The organism is Enterococcus olivae, from assembly GCF_053760925.1.
In genome coordinates, this window is sequence record NZ_JBSMVT010000029.1 from 18,202 (window position 1) to 36,258 (window position 18,057).

Consider the following 18,057-nt stretch of genomic DNA (forward strand, 5'->3'; position numbering starts at 1 on the left):
CTTTGCCCTCGCTTTCCTACAACAACAAACCGAACGGATTTTCTAAAAGCGCCACGATCTGGCTAAGAAAGGCCGAAGCTGGTGCGCCGTCTACGACCCGATGGTCGAAGGACAGACTCAGATTGACCCGTGACTGGTGGCAGACTTCTCCACTGTCTGGATCCAGCGCTAACTGTTCGTACATGCCTCCGACACCCAAAATCGCGACCTCCGGTGCATTGATGATTGGATTGAAGGTCTTGACCGTGCTTTTGCCTAAGGAACTGATGGTAAAGGTCCCCCCACTCATCTCCGCCGGCGTTAATTGTCCCTTGCGGGCTTTGGCGGTTTGTTCTTTAACGGCTTGGGTCAGGTCACTCAAGCCCATCCGATCGGCCTGTGGAATCACGGGAACTACCAAGCCTTCTTCTACCGCTACAGCAATCCCTAGATTCACGTGGTCGTGGTATTGGATTCCCTCTGCGAGTCCATGGGCATTGAAAATCGGATAGCTTTTTAAAGCCACCATCGCCGCTTTGGCAATGATTTCTAGATACGACAAGCGTTTTTCTACTTGTGCCTCCACTAGTGGCAACAAGTGTTGGCGCAGCTCGATGACTTGGGTCAGATCGACTTCGGCTGTCATCGTCACATGTGGGATGGTGGTCTTACTGTGCACCATGCGTTCACTGATCACTTGACGCATGCTGCTCCAAGGCACTAGTTTACCCGTTGGGACTGTCTCTTCGGCAGTGGCCGTTGACGCAGCCGCTTTCGGTGCTTGATAGTTTTTGACATCCAGTGCTTGGATTCGTCCTTTGGGACCTGTGCCTTGGATCATCGCTAACGCCAACCCTTTTTCACGGGCGATCCGACGAGCCGCTGGGGTTGCCCGAATGTTTTTGGCTTCGACTGGAGAAGCGCTCTCCGTGGCAACTTCAACCGTCGACGCTTCTGTCGGAGTCTCTTCCACAGTGTCTGTGCTCGTTGCTTCTTTTTCGGTCTCTTGGCCAGGCATCTCTTCTGGGACCTCTTCACCAGCTTCCCCGATATAAGCGATCACGGCATTGACCGGCGCGCTCTCGCCGTCGCCAATATAGCGTTTCAACAACAGGCCTTCTTCATAGGCTTCCACTTCAATGGCAATTTTATCGGTCATCACTTCAAAAATTGCTTCGCCGATCTCTACTGGATCGCCTTCGTTCTTCAACCAGACCGTGATGGTGCCTTCAGACATGGTTGAGCTTAGTTTCGGCATTAAGACTTCATGTGCCATTCTTTCTCCTCCTATTTCTGCGACATCAAGTTGCGGCAGGTCTCCACGATATCTTCTACTTGAGGCACGGCTTTTTTCTCTAACTCTGGATGATACGGCATCGGGATCTCTGCTCCTGCCAAACGCACCACCGGTGCGTCTAAGAAGTCGAAGGATTCGTTCTCCACGATCACACTCGCCAGCTCTGCACTAAATCCACTGCGTTTGACCGCTTCGGTCACCACCACGGCTTTACCGGTTTTGATGACCGATTGCACGATCGTGTCCTTGTCCAAAGGCACCAGGGTTCGTGGGTCGACAACTTCAATGGCAATGCCTTCTTCCTCTAAAATAGCCGCCGCTTCCAAAGCTTTGTGGACCATGATCCCTGTGGCTACCACCGTGATATCGCTGCCTTCTTTTTTGATGTCTGCGACTCCGATCGGGATCACGTACTTGCCTTCCGGCACATCGCTGGAGGTGCGGTAGCACAATTTATGCTCGTAGAACATCACCGGATTGTCGTCCTCGATAGCCGCATGCAACAAACCTTTGGCATCATAGGCTGTCGCTGGCTGGATCACTTTCAATCCCGGAACGTGAGCGGTCCAGTTCTCCAAACTTTGGGAATGCTGGGCAGCCGCACCGGTCCCTGAACCACCTGGCGTGCGCATCACCAAAGGAATCTTGGCTTTGCCGCCGTACATGTAGCGAATCTTCGCTGCTTGATTGACAATCTGATCCAGAGCGATCGTGACAAAATCCGAAAACTGGATCTCAAAGATCGGTCGCATGCCGGTCATGGCTGCCCCTACGGCAGAACCGGCGATCGCCGATTCAGAGATCGGTGTCGAACGGATCCGCTCTTCCCCAAACTCTTCGACCATTCCTCGACTGACGCCAAAGGCGCCCCCATAGACGCCGATGTCCTCGCCTAACATAAAGACTTCTTCATTTTCGCGCATGGCTTCAGAAAGGGCTTCTCTGACTGCTTCTGCGTATGTGATTTCTCTCATCTCGCTGTTCCTCCTACTCTGCGTATACGTCTTCGTACATGGTTTCCACGGCAACGACTGGACTTTCTTCTCCGAAGGTCACAGCGTCTTCGATCGCTTGCTTGGCTTGTTGGCGGATGGCTTCGGCCTCTTCTTCCGTCAACACTCCAGCGGCAACAAAGGTCTCCTTCGCACGACGGATTGGGTCCCTTTCTTTGCGCCAGGTCTCTTCTTCTTCCTTGGTACGGTATTTTTTCGCATCGGATTTGGAATGTCCTTTCCAGCGATAGGTCAAGGCTTCGATCAGCGTCGGTCCGCCCCCTTGACGGGCTTTCTCTGCGGCACGATGGGTCGTCTCGATGACCGCCATCAAATCATTGCCATCGATCGTCACACCCTCGATCCCGTAGGCTTGGGCACGATCCGACAATTGTTTGACACGGGTCATTTTTTTCACCGAACCACTCATGCCGTATTGGTTGTTCTCAATAAAGAAAATCACCGGCAAATCCCAGACAGCCGCTAGATTGACCGCTTCATGGAAGCTGCCTTCATTGGTCGAGCCGTCACCGGCATAGGCTAACGCCACTCGGTCCAAGCCTTTCATTTTCGCTGTCAGACCCGCCCCAACGGCGATCGGGAAGCCGCCACCAACGATGCCGTTGGCGCCTAGGTTTCCGGTATCCAGATCGGCAATATGCATCGATCCACCCTTGCCTTTGTTGGTTCCAGTCGTCCGTCCGAACAACTCGGCCATCATGGCATTGACATCGGTTCCTTTGGCGATCGTGTGTCCGTGTCCACGGTGCGTCGCCGTGATCCAGTCTGTCTTGCGTAAAACAGCCCCACTGCCGGCAGCGGTGGCTTCTTGTCCAACTGCCAAATGGGTCGTCCCATGGATCAGGCCTTGTGCGAACAATTGATCGACTTTTTCATCAAAGAAACGAATTTCCCACATCACTCGATAGATGTGTTTCAAGTCTTCATCTGTTAATCCAGCACTGTTTTTAATCGACATGTTCTCTGTTTTTGTCATTTTATTTCTCCTTTATGAAAGCGAATATTACTATATGCCTCTTTTAGAAATCCAAAGATGAGCGAAAAGGTTAGACAGGATCTGAGGCTAAAATTTTTGCTGCATCTTCATCTGTAATTAGTACATTCACTAAATTTCCGTTTAACGCCGCTCGAATCCCTTCAACTTTTTCTTCTCCGCCGGCAACTGCAATTTTCTTAGGAATTTTCCTGAGATCATCAAAACCTATCGACAATACTCGACTGTTCCAAATACCATCCACCAGATCGCCTTCTTTACTGATGAAGTTGTAACAGATATCTCCTACAATCTCATCACTGGTCAAATCACTTTGGATACTTTTTTCTCCTTTTAAGTAAGCCTTTGTCATGGTTGTATAGACTGGTGCACCACCGATCCCAACAATGGAAATGTCTACCTTTCGCGCTTCATCGAATACTCTTTTGATAAAAGACTGTTCCAAAAAGATTTTTTTTGCTTCGGCAGTGTCCACCGTAATCGGTGCGTGAAGCTCCACTGCCGTAGCACCGCATCTTCTTGCAAACAATTCGCAAAGAACATTGGCTTGTAGGTTAATGTGCTCCTGCCCCAAGCCCCCTACAAGAGGAATAAATTTGACACGTGTCAAATAATTCTTTGTTGAAAAGGTTTCGGCTACTTCTCGGACGGCTGTTCCAGCTGAAACGCCGACTGTGTGATGGGGTTGGATGACTCTTGATAAATATCTAGAGCCAGCTGTCCCCAATCTTTTGGTCAACGCTTCCGTTCCTGTAGAAGGAACACAGATCACTTCATCTAAATGGTATTTTTCTCTTACCTGTTCTTCTAGCTTCTTGTAGGGATGAACTAAGTCATCATGGATAATGATTTCCACTAAACCAAGATTTCTCGCCTTTGCCAAATACTTTGAAACCAGGGAGCGACTGATACTGATTTTTTTTGCAATATCTTCCTGCTTTGCACCATCCTTATAGTACATTGAAGCGATTTCAACCAATAATCTTGTATCATCTGAATATCCCATTTTCTTATCCTCCAATAATAAATTTTCACGTCAGCTTATCTAACTATGACCTATTTACTATTGATTTTATCATTTTTTGAACGGTCTTTATAGATGATTACTGGAAGGTACTGTCTTGTAGTTTTCTTAACTTCCACACAGTTGTTGATTGATCCAATTCAACATCATCTTCTGTAATGAAGGTCCCTGTTTTAATTGCTCGCTTGGCTACAACTTCACCAGAGATCAGACCAATCGGAACATGTCCTTCTTTCACCATATCTACATGTGTTTCCAATACGCCACGTACACAGAAACCACCGATTCCATCTAGTCGCTCACCAACTTCGATGTCTTTTTTGATCACAGCAACCGTTTCAGAAATTGGAGCTCCCATTGGCACGATTGCATGATCGTTTCTTAACACCGCTTTCGCAATTGTGATCGGTGTTTCCAAACTAGCCAAATGATAAGGGCGGTATAAGATATGGTGCTCTCTATCTCCAGTTTTCATTAAGTAACTCAACTCATGCTTAACAGCTTCATTTTGACCCTTCACAATGACAAACACACCTGGTGCTAACCCATCTACATATTCGACAACACCAAATTGACTTAAAATCCCACCATTTTCTTTTAAGTTCAAATCATCCAAAACAGAGTCAACATTTCCAGAGATACCATGCATCCCAACTTTATCTGGGACAAATCCAATTGCATTGGACAGTAAATTCATCTCAGCCATAGTTTTCGTTCCATCTTGGAAAGCAGCTAACATGTGTGAAGCCATTTTCTTCTCATCGGCTTCTGCCTGAGCAGAATCTGGGTTTGCACCAATTCTTAATTTATTGTTTTTACCTTTACCAGCAACTAGCACTTCCATTCCCATTGATTTCGCAAATTCGAACAGTTCAGTTGTTGCTGCTGGTTCATCTCCGTCAGAACCTGTATAAACAAGTCCAGCTGATTGATAAAGTTTGTGCATCAATGGACCAATTGTGATATCGATCTCTACATTTAATAACACTAACTGCTTCTTAGCAATCAATGCTTCCAACGCGATTTTAGCCCCAATCTCCGGAACACCCGTTGCATCGACAACAACTTCAACCTCCTCTGAATAAATGACTTCTTTATAATCAGTAACAGTCAATACTTTATTAGGATTGGTTGATGAAGCGTGATAAGCATCAGCTGCTTTTTGGGCTGCTTCCAGACGAATATCACTAACTCCAGTTACTGACATACCTGGAATAGTAGCGATTTGCGCAATCATTCCAGTACCCATTTGACCTGCACCAATGACACCAACTTTGATTGGATTTCCTTGTTTTTCTCTTTCTAATAACTGTTGATAAATTGTCATTTTTTCCACTCCTTAACATTTTTTTCTATGCGTAACATATGATACATGCCCATAATAGAATCCTAGCGATTTTTTGTCAACGCTTTCTCTATCGTTTTTAATGAATAACAACAAGTTTACAAAACGCCACGATTTTTTCACAAATTTGACATATGTTCCATAATGTAAAAAATGTGAAATATTTATTGACTTTTTTTTGGTGTCCCTTTATTATCCAAGTATGGAACGTAAACCGCTTACAAAAAAGGAGGAGGAAAAAATGTTTGAATATTTAGGACTAATGATTCTATTGATTGGTTGTTGGTTGCTCCAAATTATGATGTCTTATTTGCAACACAAAAATTACCAGAAAGTAATCAATGAAAACAAACATCGCTCATCTGGTTTTTTAGGAGTTGGCGTATCAAAAGCGAAATATAATTTAGGGAAAGGAGTTGTATTGATCGTTGTCACCGACGCGTCGGATAACATTCTTGATTTCAGAGAAATGTCAGGTGTCACTGTTTTTTCTCGTTTTAAAGTGAAAAAAGAATTCATCGGAAAGAAAACAACTGAAATTATAAATGAAATCAAAAATCAACGACGCGTCCAAGCATTTGAGCAGGCTTTAGCTTTTATTAATAATGAGAAATCAAAATAAGGAGGAATTATAATGGATTTTTTAGTTTTGGTCGCAGAAAAATTTATTGGTATTTTTAACGCTGGGGGAGAAAATCTTGTTGGATTGATTACTGGGATCCTACCGACACTAATCGTTCTTTTAACTTTTGTTAACGCAGTTATTGCTTTGGTAGGTGAAGACAGGGTAACGAGATTTGCCCAATTCTGTACAAAAAACATCATTCTTAGATACAGTGTATTTCCTTTATTAGCCGTCTTCTTTTTGACAAACCCAATGTGCTATTCATTTGGTCGTTTTTTAGATGAAAAACAAAAACCTGCTTTCTATGATGCAGCAGTTTCCTTCGTTCATCCGATTACTGGTCTGTTTCCACATGCGAACGCAGGAGAATTGTTTGTTTGGACTGGTATTTCTTCTGGCTTGACTGTTCTAGGTCTTTCCATAATGCCACTAGCCGTTCGTTACTTCTTAGTAGGTTTAGTTGTTATTACTATTCGAGGAATCGTTACAGAGACATTAACTAAAATCATGTGGAAAGATCACGCATAAGGAAGGTAGGAAATTTCAATGACAAATAAAGTAATCGTTAATAAAGGTAAAAATGGTTGGGGCGGTCCATTGGTACTTGAACCTTCTGATCAAAGACAAGTCGTTGCTTCTATTACAGGTGGTGGCATTCATCCTGTAGCACAAAAAATCGCTGACATCCTTGGAGTGGATGCACACGATGGCTTCAAAGAAAAGGTAGATCCGGAAATGATGATTTGTGCCGTTATCGACTGCGGTGGTACAGCAAGATGTGGCGTATATCCTAAGTTAAATGTAATGACAGTCAATGTCCATGCCACCACTCCTTCTGGTCCACTGATGAAATTTATCAATGAAGAAAATTTTGTTTCAGGTGTCACTGTCCATGATGTCGCTGTAACTGAAGGTAACGTTGAAACAACAGCATCTGCTAAACCTGTCCAATCCGGTAGCCCGACCAAGGAAGAGTATGCTGCTGCAAAACAAAAAGTTCAAGCAGCCAAAGACGAGGTTGCCGAAAAGCAAGGTGGACTTCTTGGTTTTATCAACCGATTAGGTCGTGCGGTCGGAAGAGTTGTAAGTATCTTCTATCAAGCTGGTCGTGATACCTTTGAGATCGTTATCAAAAATATTTTACCATTCATGGCTTTCGTTAGTATGCTTGTTGGTTTGATCACCTATACGGGAATCGGTGACGTGATCGCCTCTGGTGTGAAACCTTTGTCTGGAAACATTATTGGCTTGATCATCCTATCACTGATTTGTTCGATTCCAGTTCTTTCACCTGTCTTAGGTCCTGGAGCCGTCATCGCTCAAGTAGTCGGCGTGTTGTTGGGTGTGGAAATCGGCAAAGGAAGTATTAGTCCTGCCATGGCCCTTCCTGCCCTGTTCGCGATCAATTCTCAAGCAGGTGCGGACTTCGTTCCCGTTGGTTTGACCCTAGCAGAAGCTGAACCTTATACTGTAGAGATCGGGGTACCTGCCGTACTCTTCTCTCGTCTGCTGACAGGTCCGGTCTCAGTAATTCTTGCTTGGTTGGCAAGTTTCGGGATGTACTAAAATTTCTCTTTGAATACCAAAGAAGACCTTTACGGCAACTTTCCGTAAAGGTCTTCTTTCTTACATATTTTTCAAATATTCTTCTATATGATAGGCGGTCTCCTCAATCGATTTGTCCGTCACATCTATCACACAGGCGGCGTATTTATCGAAAACTTCATAAGAATATTCCAGCTCTTTACGGATCTTTTCTAAATTCGTATAGCTAGTGGAATGATTCAAGCCTAGTGAATCCAACCGATTGCCACGAATCCTTGATAAATTATCCGGATGACAAACCAAGCCGATGATTTTTTTCTTTTCCACTTGATCCAAAACAGCAGGTAAAGGGACTTCCGGAATCAACGGAAGATTGGACAACCTATAGCCTTTATTGGCTAGATACATGCTCAACGGTGTTTTTGATGTACGAGAAACCCCTAGCAACACCACATCTGATTCTAAAAAGCCTTGAGGATTTTTGCCGTCATCATATTTTACGGCAAATTCTATGGCAGTGATACGGTTGAAATACTCCGTATCCAGTTTATGGACAATTCCAGGCTTCTCGATTGGATCGACACCTGTTTTTGACTTGATGATCTCAAAAAAAGGATTCATCAGATCGATATAATTCAAGCCTGTTCGTTGGCTAAAGTCTTGTGCAGCTTTTGCTAGTTGATGATTGACTAATGTACTGACTACTACAGCTTTTTCCTTCAATGCATCCGCTAAAATATCAAGCAGTTCCTCTTCTTTATTGACGAAGGGAAATCTATAACCACTTTTGAAATCCAATTCAGGATATTGAACAGTAACGGCAGCCAACAATTTCTGTGAGGTTTCACCCAACGAGTCAGAAACTGTATAGATAACGATTTCATTTTTCATAACAAATTCTCCTATCGATTTAGTTCTGTTTTTCTTGCTTGCTGGATAATAAAGTTCAGCAAACGGGATTTCGTGATTTTCCCAATGACTTTTTCCGGTTTCTCTTCATCCACGACCGGCAAAGAATCTACTTCAAAATCCTGCAAAATACTAGCAGCTTCCAAAATATCCATATTCTTTGTACAAACCTTGATATGGGGAACTCTCGTCATACAGACAGCAACCGGCGTATTGTCGATGTCTGAATTCAATGAAGCACGCAGTAAATCTTTTCGAGACAACACACCAATCAGCTCTTGTTTTTCATCAGTCACATAAAGCGACCCCACATCATACATAAACAAGTTCGTGATCGCATCCCTGATCGACATATTTTGGTGGATCAATAAGGGCGGCATCATGATCTCATTGACTTTTGTACTAAAAATGTCAAAAAAGAAAAAAGTTTCCACACTGCTTCCCGCATAGGTATAACCGACTTTCGGTGTCGCTTGTAAGATACCTACCAATGTTAAAAAAGTGAGGTCCGATCTCAAAGTAGCTCGAGAAACCTCCAGCAATTCAGAGATCCTTTCCCCACTGACTGGTTGAAATTCCTTTACCAGTTGAATAATGTTCTCCTGTCTTTCACTTAGTTTCATTTTACCCTCCTCCAGCAAATGCTCTATCAGCATATTCCATCATTATAGCTTTTATTATACACATATATTTGAGCTATTCAACTTAAAAAAGCACTATATTTCTATTGACAAGCATATATGCCACATATTATGATGGATACATCCTTAAATGTGATACATATTAAAATTGGAGGTTCATTATGAAGAAATTAATTTATGTTTTCAACGAAGGTCGAAGCAAAGACAAAGAACTTTTAGGCGGAAAAGGAGCCAATTTGGCTGAAATGACCCACTTGGGCTTGCCGGTTCCTCAAGGATTTACGATCACGACTGAAAGCTGTATGACTTATCTTTCTGACGCTGATTTTTTTGAAGCAGAATTAAAATCCGAAATATTGAAAGCGATTCAAAACCTAGAAAAAGAAACACACAAATCTTTTACTGACCAAGACGATCTGCTGTTAGTTTCTGTGCGAAGCGGTGCAGCCTTTTCCATGCCAGGAATGATGGATACGATTCTTAATTTAGGATTGAATGACGCTCGGGTGCAATCTTTCGCTGAATTAACGACCTTGCCCTTCGCCTTCGATTGTTATCGACGTTTATTGCAAATGTTTGGGGACGTGGTTTACGGGATCCACAAAGAAAAATTCAATGTTCTATTGCGAGAAGCGGAAGAGAAGTTACAGAAAACCGCCAAAACCTTCAACAAAGAAGAACATCAACAACTAATCGAAGACTACAAACAGCTCTTTATAGAAAACAATCAGGAATTTCCGCAAGATCCCTTCGAACAATTGTTTGAAGCAACACAAGCGGTCTTTCGATCATGGAACAATCAGCGGGCAAAAGTTTATCGCGAGCTCCATGCGATCCCTCATCATTTAGGAACTGCGGTCAATGTACAAGCCATGGTCTTTGGAAACAGCGGAAACCAAAGCGGAACAGGTGTCGTGTTCACAAGAAATCCTGCAACTGGGGAAAACAAATTGTTTGGGGAATTTTTGATCAATGCTCAAGGAGAAGACGTCGTTGCCGGCATTCGGACTCCTGAACCGATCGAGTATTTGAAAGAAAAAATACCGGAAGCCTATGCCGCTTTTGAAAAACACGCGGCGACTTTGGAAGCCCACTACCAAGACATGCAAGACATCGAATTCACCATTGAAAACGGGCAGCTCTTTATTTTGCAGACACGAAATGGGAAGCGTACAGCTAAAGCGACTTTGAAGATCGCACTAGAGCTTGTCGCTGAAGGTGTCCTCACTAAAGATCAAGCACTTTTACGAGTGACACCAGAAACCATCGATCAATTGATCCATCCAATTTTCGATAAAATTGCTTTGCAATCAGCAGAATTTTTAGCTGAGGGTTTGCCTGCCAGTCCGGGTGCGGCCACAGGAGAGATCGTATTCACTGCTGAAAAAGCCAAAGAGTATTACAATCTTGGAAAAAAAGTGATTCTGGTTCGCCAAGAGACCTCCCCCGAAGATATTGAAGGAATGATCGTCAGTGAAGCCATCGTTACCAGTCGAGGAGGAATGACCTCCCATGCGGCAGTTGTCGCCAGAGGGATGGGAACTTGTTGTATTACTGGTTGTGAAGCACTGACTGTCAATGAGGAAAGCAAGACTGTCATCTGCGGTGATCAAACCTTGACAGAAGGTGATCTGCTTTCCGTAGACGGGACGGCCGGACGCCTGTATCTAGGCGAGATTCCTACCGTAGTAGCAGAAAATGATCAGGATCTCCAGCAGTTGCTTACTTGGGCAGACGAATACGCCGCACTCAAAGTCCGAGCAAACGCAGAGACTGTGCAGGATTTGACCACAGCAATGGAGTTTGGAGCAACAGGAATTGGTTTGGCTCGAACCGAGCACATGTTCTTCGGCGGAGAGCGCGTACTAGAAATGCGGCGCATGATTTTAGCAGAAAATGAACAGGAAATAAAATCAGCCTTGCAAAAATTACTCGCTTTCCAGCAGGAGGATTTTTACCAAATGTTCCAAACAGTCCAAGACAAGCCGATGGTCATTCGTTTGCTTGATCCACCAATGCATGAGTTTTTACCTCATGATGTTAACGAGATCAAACAGTTAGCAGAAAAATTAGGCAAAGCACCTTCTGCTGTTGAACACCGGATCGAACGTTTGCAGGAGACTAATCCAATGTTAGGTCATCGCGGCTGTCGCTTGGGAATCACTGAACCGCAGATCTATCAAATGCAGGTCGAAGCCATCTTCAACAGTGCAATCCAGCTGACCAAAGAAGGACAAACCGTTGTCCCAGAGATCATGGTTCCTTTGATCGCCGAAAAAGAAGAACTCGCTTATGTCAAAGAATTTTTGATCGCAACCATTGAGGAAACCTTCAAAAAACACGAAATCAGCCCTTTCCCTTATGAGATCGGTACGATGATCGAATTGCCTCGTGCCTGCCTGATCGCTGATCAACTGGCTGAAAATGCAGATTTCTTTAGTTTCGGTACCAACGACTTGACTCAAATGACCTATGGCTTTTCTCGTGATGATATCGGAAAATTCATCAACACCTACAAAGAAAAAGCGATCATGACCAAGGATCCCTTCCAAACACTCGATCAGGAAGGTGTCGGTGAGTTGATCAGGACAGCCGTAACCAAAGCGCGGCAAACCAAAGAACAGATGATGATCGGAATCTGCGGAGAAGTCGGTGGCGATCCAGACTCGATTCCCTTCCTGCAAAAAATCGGGATCGATTACGTGTCTTGCTCTCCTTACCGAATCCCCGCTGCCCGTTTAGCTGTTGCGCAAGCAAAAATTACAGCTGTGTAATAAAAAACGACAGAAGTCAGTAGATTTCTGTCGTTTTTCTGTTCACAGGAGAAAATCTATCGCGTCCAGTACACCTGCTTCTGCTTGTTTGTAATCACCGATCTTGTCCATGAAGGCGTGGACCATTCCATTGTAAATCACATATTCATAAGGAATCGCTAACTCTGCCAGCCGTTCAACAAAGACATCCGTCTGTAATTTTAAGGGATCGAATTCTCCCATAATGATCTTGATTGGTGGCAGCTGTCTCAGCATCTCATCTGTTGCAAACAAAGGCGAAATCAGTGGATTCATTTTATTCGCCTTGCCCGCATACCAGTCATTGATCGGTGCATGCTCTTCTTGCTTGCCGAAATCCTTGATGTATTGATGGACCAGTGCGCGTTCTTTCGCATCTTTTACAGGAACCTCAGTGACATCCCAATGGGGGCCTTCTCCTGCTGAAAGAAGTTCAACCACTGGATAATAGGCAACGATCTTAGACAGATAATTGGTCTGCAGATACACATGGTCCAGTAATGAAACAGTGATCGAAAGATTGCCCCCTGCTGAATCTCCAGAAATGAAAAAGCTCTGGGGATCAACTTTTTCAAGTACAGCATTGCTTGCAAAATATTCGACCGTGTTGTAGCAATCCAGTAAGCCTGCAGGATACGGATGATCGGGCGTTAAGCGATAACCGATCGAAACAACTGCCAGCTCTGCCCGATCGGCAAAGGTTCGACAAATCTGTTCAACATTTTGAATGGAGCCGCCAAAGAAACCCCCACCATGGATAAAGAACAAAACAGGCAAAGAGCGATTCGCCAGTCTTTTTTGACGGTAGGTTCTAGTAGAGATATGTCCTTTGATAATGCGGTCTTCCATGAGCAGCTCATGATTGGTGATGTCTTTCGCTGGCCAACCCATGCCATCTCTGAGCTCGGTCAAGGTCGGCGTTCTGACCGATTTGCTTTCCGTTTGATTACCACCGATCTCTTCAAAAGCTCGTGGATCCAAAACGCCTGATTTTGTTTTATCACGCAAATAGTTTTGCAGGTTTTGTTTCGTCATTTTGTTCCTCCTTCATATGTCACACGATCCCGAATGAGTATCCAAACATTCGGGACCGTTGCTGTGAGCATTTTTTTCTAATCAGGTAAACTAAAGTCCAATACGGGTCCCTCAGGCACGATTCCAGTAGGATTGATCGTTTTATGGCTACGGTAATAATGGTCTTTGATATGTTCGAAATTGACGGTTTCTTTGATTCCTGGCCAATTATACAATTCTCGTGTATAACGCCAAAGGTTTTTGTATTCCGTCAAACGACGAATACTACATTTAAAATGACCGTAATAGACACTGTCAAAACGGATCAGGGTCGTGAACAAACGCCAGTCTGCTTCTGTCGCCGTTTCACCAACTAGATATCGATGATGCTCCAAGTGCTCTTCCAGTTCATCCAAAGCCGCAAACAACTGATTGACCTCTTCTTCGTAGACTGTTTGCTTGGTGGAAAAACCAGCTTTGTAGACGCCATTATTGATCTTTGGATAAATTTTGTCATTCATCGCATCGATCTTTTCTCGCAATGCTTCTGGATAATAATCGCCTTCTCTGGCTCCAATTTCATCAAAAGCAGCATTCAACATCCGCATGATCTCAGAAGACTCATTGCTGACGATTTTATCCTGTTTTAGATCGTATAAAATCGGTACAGTCACTCGTCCGCTGTATGTTGGCTCAACATGCGTATAGATTTCGTACAGATACTTCGCATGGATGACCGGGTCAGGGATCACTCCAGCCTGTTTTTCAAACGTCCATCCATTTTCTACCATCAATGGATGGACAACCGAAATAGAGATCATTCCTTCCAAACCTTTTAACTTCCTCATGATCAGCGTTCGATTGGCCCAAGGACAAGCTAGAGAAACATACAAATGATAACGATTCGGCTCCGCCTTAAAACCGCCCTCGCCACTTGGCCCCGCTTTGCCGTCAGGCGTAATCCAATTGCGAAACTGTGATTCCTGACGAATGAATCGTCCCCCGCTGCTCTTGGTATCGTACCACTGATCATGCCATTGACCGTCTACTAATAGTCCCATTGTATTGCTCCTTTCGTTATTCTGAAATTTCTGACTGCCACTAAAAAACTTTTTCAACACTTGACTCAATCTGATTCAGTTCGATATTTTTGAGGATTTTTTCTATCACTCTATTTTGCCGTCTCATCCAATGGATCAATCAACTGTTGTCGTTCGTTAAAATAGCTTTTGTAACTGCTGTAGCCAGCAATGATCGAACCTAAACTTGTTGTGGATAGAAGCATAAAGGTCACCATGATCTGATACTTGATTGCATGAACTGGATCAACTCCTGCAAAAATCAAGCCCGACATCATCCCTGGTAAACTGACCAATCCCACGGTTTTGGCAGAATCGATCGTCGGCTGCATCGCCACTCGAATACTCTCCTGTAAAATGCTTTTTGCTGCCAGTTTCACCTCTGCCCCAAGAGCCAGTTTTTCCAAAAGTTGCTGTCGTTGATCTCTGAATTGCGCATTCAAATTTCGATAGCACAAACCAATCGCGATCATCGAATTACTAGCAATCATTCCGGTGATCGTAATAACTTGGGTTGGAATGAATTGCAAGGAACCAGAAACGATCAATACCCCCAAAGTGACATAGGTGCTTGTTCCAATCGCTAATAAGGAGTGCCAAAACACTTTTTGTCGACTAGGGTTACGTTTATGCGCATTCCATGAAGCATTTAGAATAATAAAAAAACTCATCGCAACCGTCAACAAAACATTGTCTACTTGTATCACATATTTCAAAACATAGGCAATGATACTTAATTGAATGATTGCTCGAATCGTACTAAAAAAAATATCTTTCGTTAAACCCAGACGCTCTTTACTACTAATACAAATAGCAAGTACAACCAATAAAAAGGAAAAGATCAACGAAGTATTGTTCACACTCAACTGACTACTCATACAGTTTCCCTCCATCCATCCTGACTACTTTTTCAGCTTTCGCTAATTCCGTTGAATCATGGGTGATCTGAAGAATCGTCACGCCCTGATCTTTCAAATGATCGATCAGCTGGTGAATGATCTCTTTGTTTTCATCATCCAATCCAGCGGTGACTTCATCCAATAATAAAACTTCAGGTAAGAAAAGCAAATGACGAATCAATGCCACTCTTTGTTTTTCTCCTCCAGATAGAGAGGTGATTTTCTGATCCAGAAAAGAAGCAGAAAGCATCACTTTTTCTAACAGTCCTACTGCTTTTTTTTCGTCAAACACCTCTTTGCGAATCGTAAATGGAAACAGAAGATTGTCTCGAACCGTTTCACCAAATAAAACAGGTTGTTGAAAACAGTAAGAAACTTTTTGACGATACTTATGAGGTTGAAATTCCGACTGTGCCTTGTCATTAAGATAGATTTCTCCACTGGAAGGCGTGACTAAAGAGGCAATCATTTTTAACAGCGTGCTCTTGCCACTACCGGAAGGACCACTGATAGTTAGACACTCCCCTTTTTCAACCTCTAGAAAGACATCCTTTAGTATAAATTTCTTTTCTGATACATAAGATATGTGGTCTATTTTTAGAAGCACCATTCCTTCTTTCCCCCTAGCTGATAAATCTTCTTGATACGATTTTAATATCCTTTTTTTATTATAAATCGAATCTCCTTCTTTGACTAATGTTATGTGTGGAACAAGTCCTTCAAAGAGTGCGTCTGTGTTTTTGATCAATTGGCTGGTAGTTCTAGTTAGAATTTATGATCAACAGTTACAATAAAAAATACGAAAATTTCGTATTTTTTATTTACCATTTATTTCTTTTGATGTACTATGAAAGAAAAGGAGGAGTAAAAATGAAACATAGCGACCGAAACAAAATCATTGCTAGCAATATCAAAGCGTATCTTAAAGAAAATAGTCTTACACAAAAAGAATTGGCTAACTCAATCGGAATTTCTCCTTCTACTATGAGTGATTATATGAATTTGCGGTCGAATCCTTCTCAAAGAGTAATCCAAAAAATGGCTGATTTTTTGGGCATTTTAAAAAGTGATATCGATACAACCTATAGAGAAGAAAACGATCTTGCTACTATTTACAATAGATTAGAAAATTTACGAAAGAAAAAGGTTTATAGCTACGCAGAACTTCAATTAGAAGAGCAACAAAAACAAAAAATAACTAATTTGAGAAACGATTTAGCTGAGGAATCACAGGTACTTTCCTTACAATCTAAAGTGTCAGCTGGAAAAGGGACATTAGATTTAGATCCAGACCATATTGATCAAGTTTCTTACAAAGGAAAATTACCAAAATATTTTGACTTAGCATTCAAAGTCGAGGGTGAATCCATGAAACCCATGTTTGAAGATGGAGAAATAATTTTCGTTGAGAAGATGGTGTATCCTATCAACGGAGCTATTATGGTGGTTCAAATCGATGATGAAGCTTTTATTAAAAAAATTTATATCGAAGAGAGTCGATTGAGATTAGTATCCTTAAATCCAAAATATAAAGATATCTACGCAAATGAAGAGAATGACATCCGAATCGTGGGCAAAGTCGTGTCTTAGATAAGCGAGATAATATACTTTTTTGAATCTGTCAAAAACACGATTTAAACAGCTTTGTCATGACTCCAAAAAATGGATAGAAGGATATGATGCACTAGGTATCATTTCTCAACTATTGCTTGCTGGAAAATTAAATTTAGATTTAACGATTGATTTTATTATCATCTATAGCTATAATAAGAGAACAGATTAGCAATAGGTATCTGACCTGTAATGGAGGACCTATTCGCGCAAGACACCTCTTATTCTATTATGAATGAGAGGTGTCTTTGTTTATCTGAGAAAGGAATTATCGAAATGAAACCATTTAAAACATTGGACGAACAAATGGATTTACTTGAAGAACGAGGATTAACTATTTGTAATAAAGAAAAAACAAAACGATATTTACTAGAACATAGCTATTACAAAGTAATTAATGTTTATAGCAAATTTTTTCAAGAAGAAGAGAATCGTTACATTGAACATGCTACTTTCGAAGAAATTAGACTCGTTCATATTTTTGATACTGAACTAAATTCTACTTTATTCAAATTTTTAATTGAGTGTGAAAAACATTTTAAATCAATTGTTTCACACAGATTTTCTGAATACTACCGTGATATTCCTTTTGCTTATTTAAAGACTAGTAGCTATGATGATAGTAATATTCTTCAACTCACCAATTCAATTTCTGTTTTATCCAAAGTGATCACTTCTCAAATTAGAGATAGAAAAGCCAATGCTATTAAGCACTATTATCAAAATCATCAGGATATTCCTTTATGGGTTTTAATTAGTCATTTAACTTTTGGACAGATTGTCCGTATTTATACACATTTTGACAATAAATTAAAAAATACGATTGCCAAAGATTTATCTTATTATTTAGAAAGTAATTTAAATAAAAAAATTATCATTGAACCTAAAGAAGTTGAGAGCATTCTATTTAATTTGATTGATATAAGAAATTGTGTTGCACATAATAACAAGCTTTTTGATTTTAAATGTAAAAACAACTTAAAATATATTGAAGAAATTCAAATTTTCAGTCTATATAATTAACTTATATTCAGTTTTACCAAATGATAATCTTTAAAAAGTATTCAGAATTTAGTCATGTTATGGATCCAATAAAGTAGATATGGAATATTTATTTTCTCTTGTCTAATTTATAAGAACTAAATGATTTCATCATTGTTTTGACACTCTCATCAAATCATTAGAATCGTGATAAGACATTGTATTAAATCTAATCCTTTATCCATTTTTTATCAATCTTACTTCGCACCATCTCCAATACTTATTAGTTGCCAGGTTAACTGTTATCAG

Annotated in this window: 17 protein-coding genes; 6 read left to right on the top strand and 11 right to left on the bottom strand. The window is 41.8% G+C overall.

Annotated features, from left to right (window positions below):
• Window positions 1–16 precede the first annotated feature (16 nt).
• From ACWODM_RS14170 to ACWODM_RS14190, 5 genes are all read right to left on the bottom strand, one after another.
• On the bottom strand, window positions 17–1,255 hold the full coding sequence (locus tag ACWODM_RS14170) for a dihydrolipoamide acetyltransferase family protein (RefSeq protein WP_455322002.1): 1,239 nt from the start codon (window positions 1,253–1,255) through the stop codon (window positions 17–19).
• An 11-nt stretch (window positions 1,256–1,266) separates the two neighbouring features.
• Entirely contained in the window at window positions 1,267–2,250 is a 984-nt protein-coding gene (locus tag ACWODM_RS14175) for an alpha-ketoacid dehydrogenase subunit beta (protein WP_455322003.1), read from the bottom strand.
• 13 nt (window positions 2,251–2,263) lie between these two features.
• Entirely contained in the window at window positions 2,264–3,265 is a 1,002-nt protein-coding gene (locus ACWODM_RS14180) for a thiamine pyrophosphate-dependent dehydrogenase E1 component subunit alpha (protein ID WP_455322004.1), read from the bottom strand.
• Window positions 3,266–3,335: 70 nt separating this feature from the next.
• The gene (locus ACWODM_RS14185; protein WP_455322005.1) at window positions 3,336–4,289 is read right to left on the bottom strand and encodes a sugar-binding transcriptional regulator; all 954 of its coding nucleotides are present in this window, start codon (window positions 4,287–4,289) and stop codon (window positions 3,336–3,338) included.
• A 97-nt stretch (window positions 4,290–4,386) separates the two neighbouring features.
• On the bottom strand, window positions 4,387–5,634 hold the full coding sequence (locus ACWODM_RS14190) for an NAD(P)H-dependent oxidoreductase (RefSeq protein WP_455322006.1): 1,248 nt from the start codon (window positions 5,632–5,634) through the stop codon (window positions 4,387–4,389).
• Window positions 5,635–5,893: 259 nt separating this feature from the next.
• Between ACWODM_RS14190 and ACWODM_RS14195 the strand changes: the two genes are divergently transcribed.
• The 3 genes from ACWODM_RS14195 to srlE are packed head-to-tail and all read left to right on the top strand — an operon-like array spanning window position 5,894 to window position 7,843.
• A complete protein-coding gene (locus ACWODM_RS14195; protein ID WP_455322007.1) occupies window positions 5,894–6,274 on the top strand; it encodes a transcriptional regulator GutM in 381 nt (126 codons plus the stop codon).
• A 12-nt stretch (window positions 6,275–6,286) separates the two neighbouring features.
• Window positions 6,287–6,805, top strand: coding sequence for a PTS glucitol/sorbitol transporter subunit IIC (gene srlA / locus ACWODM_RS14200; RefSeq protein WP_455322008.1), 519 nt, complete (start codon window positions 6,287–6,289; stop codon window positions 6,803–6,805).
• A gap of 18 nt (window positions 6,806–6,823) precedes the next feature.
• Window positions 6,824–7,843 (top strand): PTS glucitol/sorbitol transporter subunit IIB, encoded by a 1,020-nt coding sequence (gene srlE, locus ACWODM_RS14205; RefSeq protein ID WP_455322009.1) that lies wholly within the window; start codon window positions 6,824–6,826, stop codon window positions 7,841–7,843.
• Window positions 7,844–7,903: 60 nt separating this feature from the next.
• Here srlE and ACWODM_RS14210 read toward each other — a convergent pair whose 3' ends face one another.
• Both ACWODM_RS14210 and ACWODM_RS14215 read right to left on the bottom strand, forming a co-directional pair.
• Entirely contained in the window at window positions 7,904–8,713 is an 810-nt protein-coding gene (locus ACWODM_RS14210) for a pyruvate, water dikinase regulatory protein (RefSeq protein WP_455322010.1), read from the bottom strand.
• Window positions 8,714–8,724: 11 nt separating this feature from the next.
• Window positions 8,725–9,354: a CBS domain-containing protein gene (locus ACWODM_RS14215; RefSeq protein WP_455322011.1), complete on the bottom strand. Its 630-nt coding sequence runs from the start codon at window positions 9,352–9,354 to the stop codon at window positions 8,725–8,727.
• A gap of 179 nt (window positions 9,355–9,533) precedes the next feature.
• Here ACWODM_RS14215 and ppdK point away from each other — a divergent pair, with 179 nt between their 5' ends.
• Window positions 9,534–12,146 (top strand): pyruvate, phosphate dikinase, encoded by a 2,613-nt coding sequence (gene ppdK, locus ACWODM_RS14220; RefSeq protein WP_455322012.1) that lies wholly within the window; start codon window positions 9,534–9,536, stop codon window positions 12,144–12,146.
• A 42-nt stretch (window positions 12,147–12,188) separates the two neighbouring features.
• Here the strand turns inward: ppdK and ACWODM_RS14225 are convergent, their stop codons facing one another.
• The 4 genes from ACWODM_RS14225 to ACWODM_RS14240 all read right to left on the bottom strand — a co-directional run bounded on the left by ACWODM_RS14225 (window position 12,189) and on the right by ACWODM_RS14240 (window position 15,766).
• Entirely contained in the window at window positions 12,189–13,199 is a 1,011-nt protein-coding gene (locus tag ACWODM_RS14225; RefSeq protein WP_455322013.1) for an alpha/beta hydrolase, read from the bottom strand.
• Between the two features lie 77 nt (window positions 13,200–13,276).
• Window positions 13,277–14,239, bottom strand: coding sequence for a glutathione S-transferase family protein (locus tag ACWODM_RS14230; RefSeq protein ID WP_455322014.1), 963 nt, complete (start codon window positions 14,237–14,239; stop codon window positions 13,277–13,279).
• A 110-nt stretch (window positions 14,240–14,349) separates the two neighbouring features.
• Window positions 14,350–15,135 (bottom strand): ABC transporter permease, encoded by a 786-nt coding sequence (locus ACWODM_RS14235; RefSeq protein ID WP_455322015.1) that lies wholly within the window; start codon window positions 15,133–15,135, stop codon window positions 14,350–14,352.
• Window positions 15,128–15,766 (bottom strand): ABC transporter ATP-binding protein, encoded by a 639-nt coding sequence (locus ACWODM_RS14240; protein ID WP_455322016.1) that lies wholly within the window; start codon window positions 15,764–15,766, stop codon window positions 15,128–15,130. The genes ACWODM_RS14235 and ACWODM_RS14240 overlap by 8 nt, the downstream gene beginning before the upstream one ends.
• Window positions 15,767–16,026: 260 nt before the next feature.
• Here ACWODM_RS14240 and ACWODM_RS14245 point away from each other — a divergent pair, with 260 nt between their 5' ends.
• Together ACWODM_RS14245 and ACWODM_RS14250 are read left to right on the top strand one after the other, a co-directional pair.
• Window positions 16,027–16,746 (top strand): LexA family transcriptional regulator, encoded by a 720-nt coding sequence (locus ACWODM_RS14245; RefSeq protein WP_455322017.1) that lies wholly within the window; start codon window positions 16,027–16,029, stop codon window positions 16,744–16,746.
• A 297-nt stretch (window positions 16,747–17,043) separates the two neighbouring features.
• Window positions 17,044–17,790: an Abi family protein gene (locus tag ACWODM_RS14250; RefSeq protein WP_455322018.1), complete on the top strand. Its 747-nt coding sequence runs from the start codon at window positions 17,044–17,046 to the stop codon at window positions 17,788–17,790.
• The last annotated feature ends 267 nt before the right edge of the window (window positions 17,791–18,057 follow it).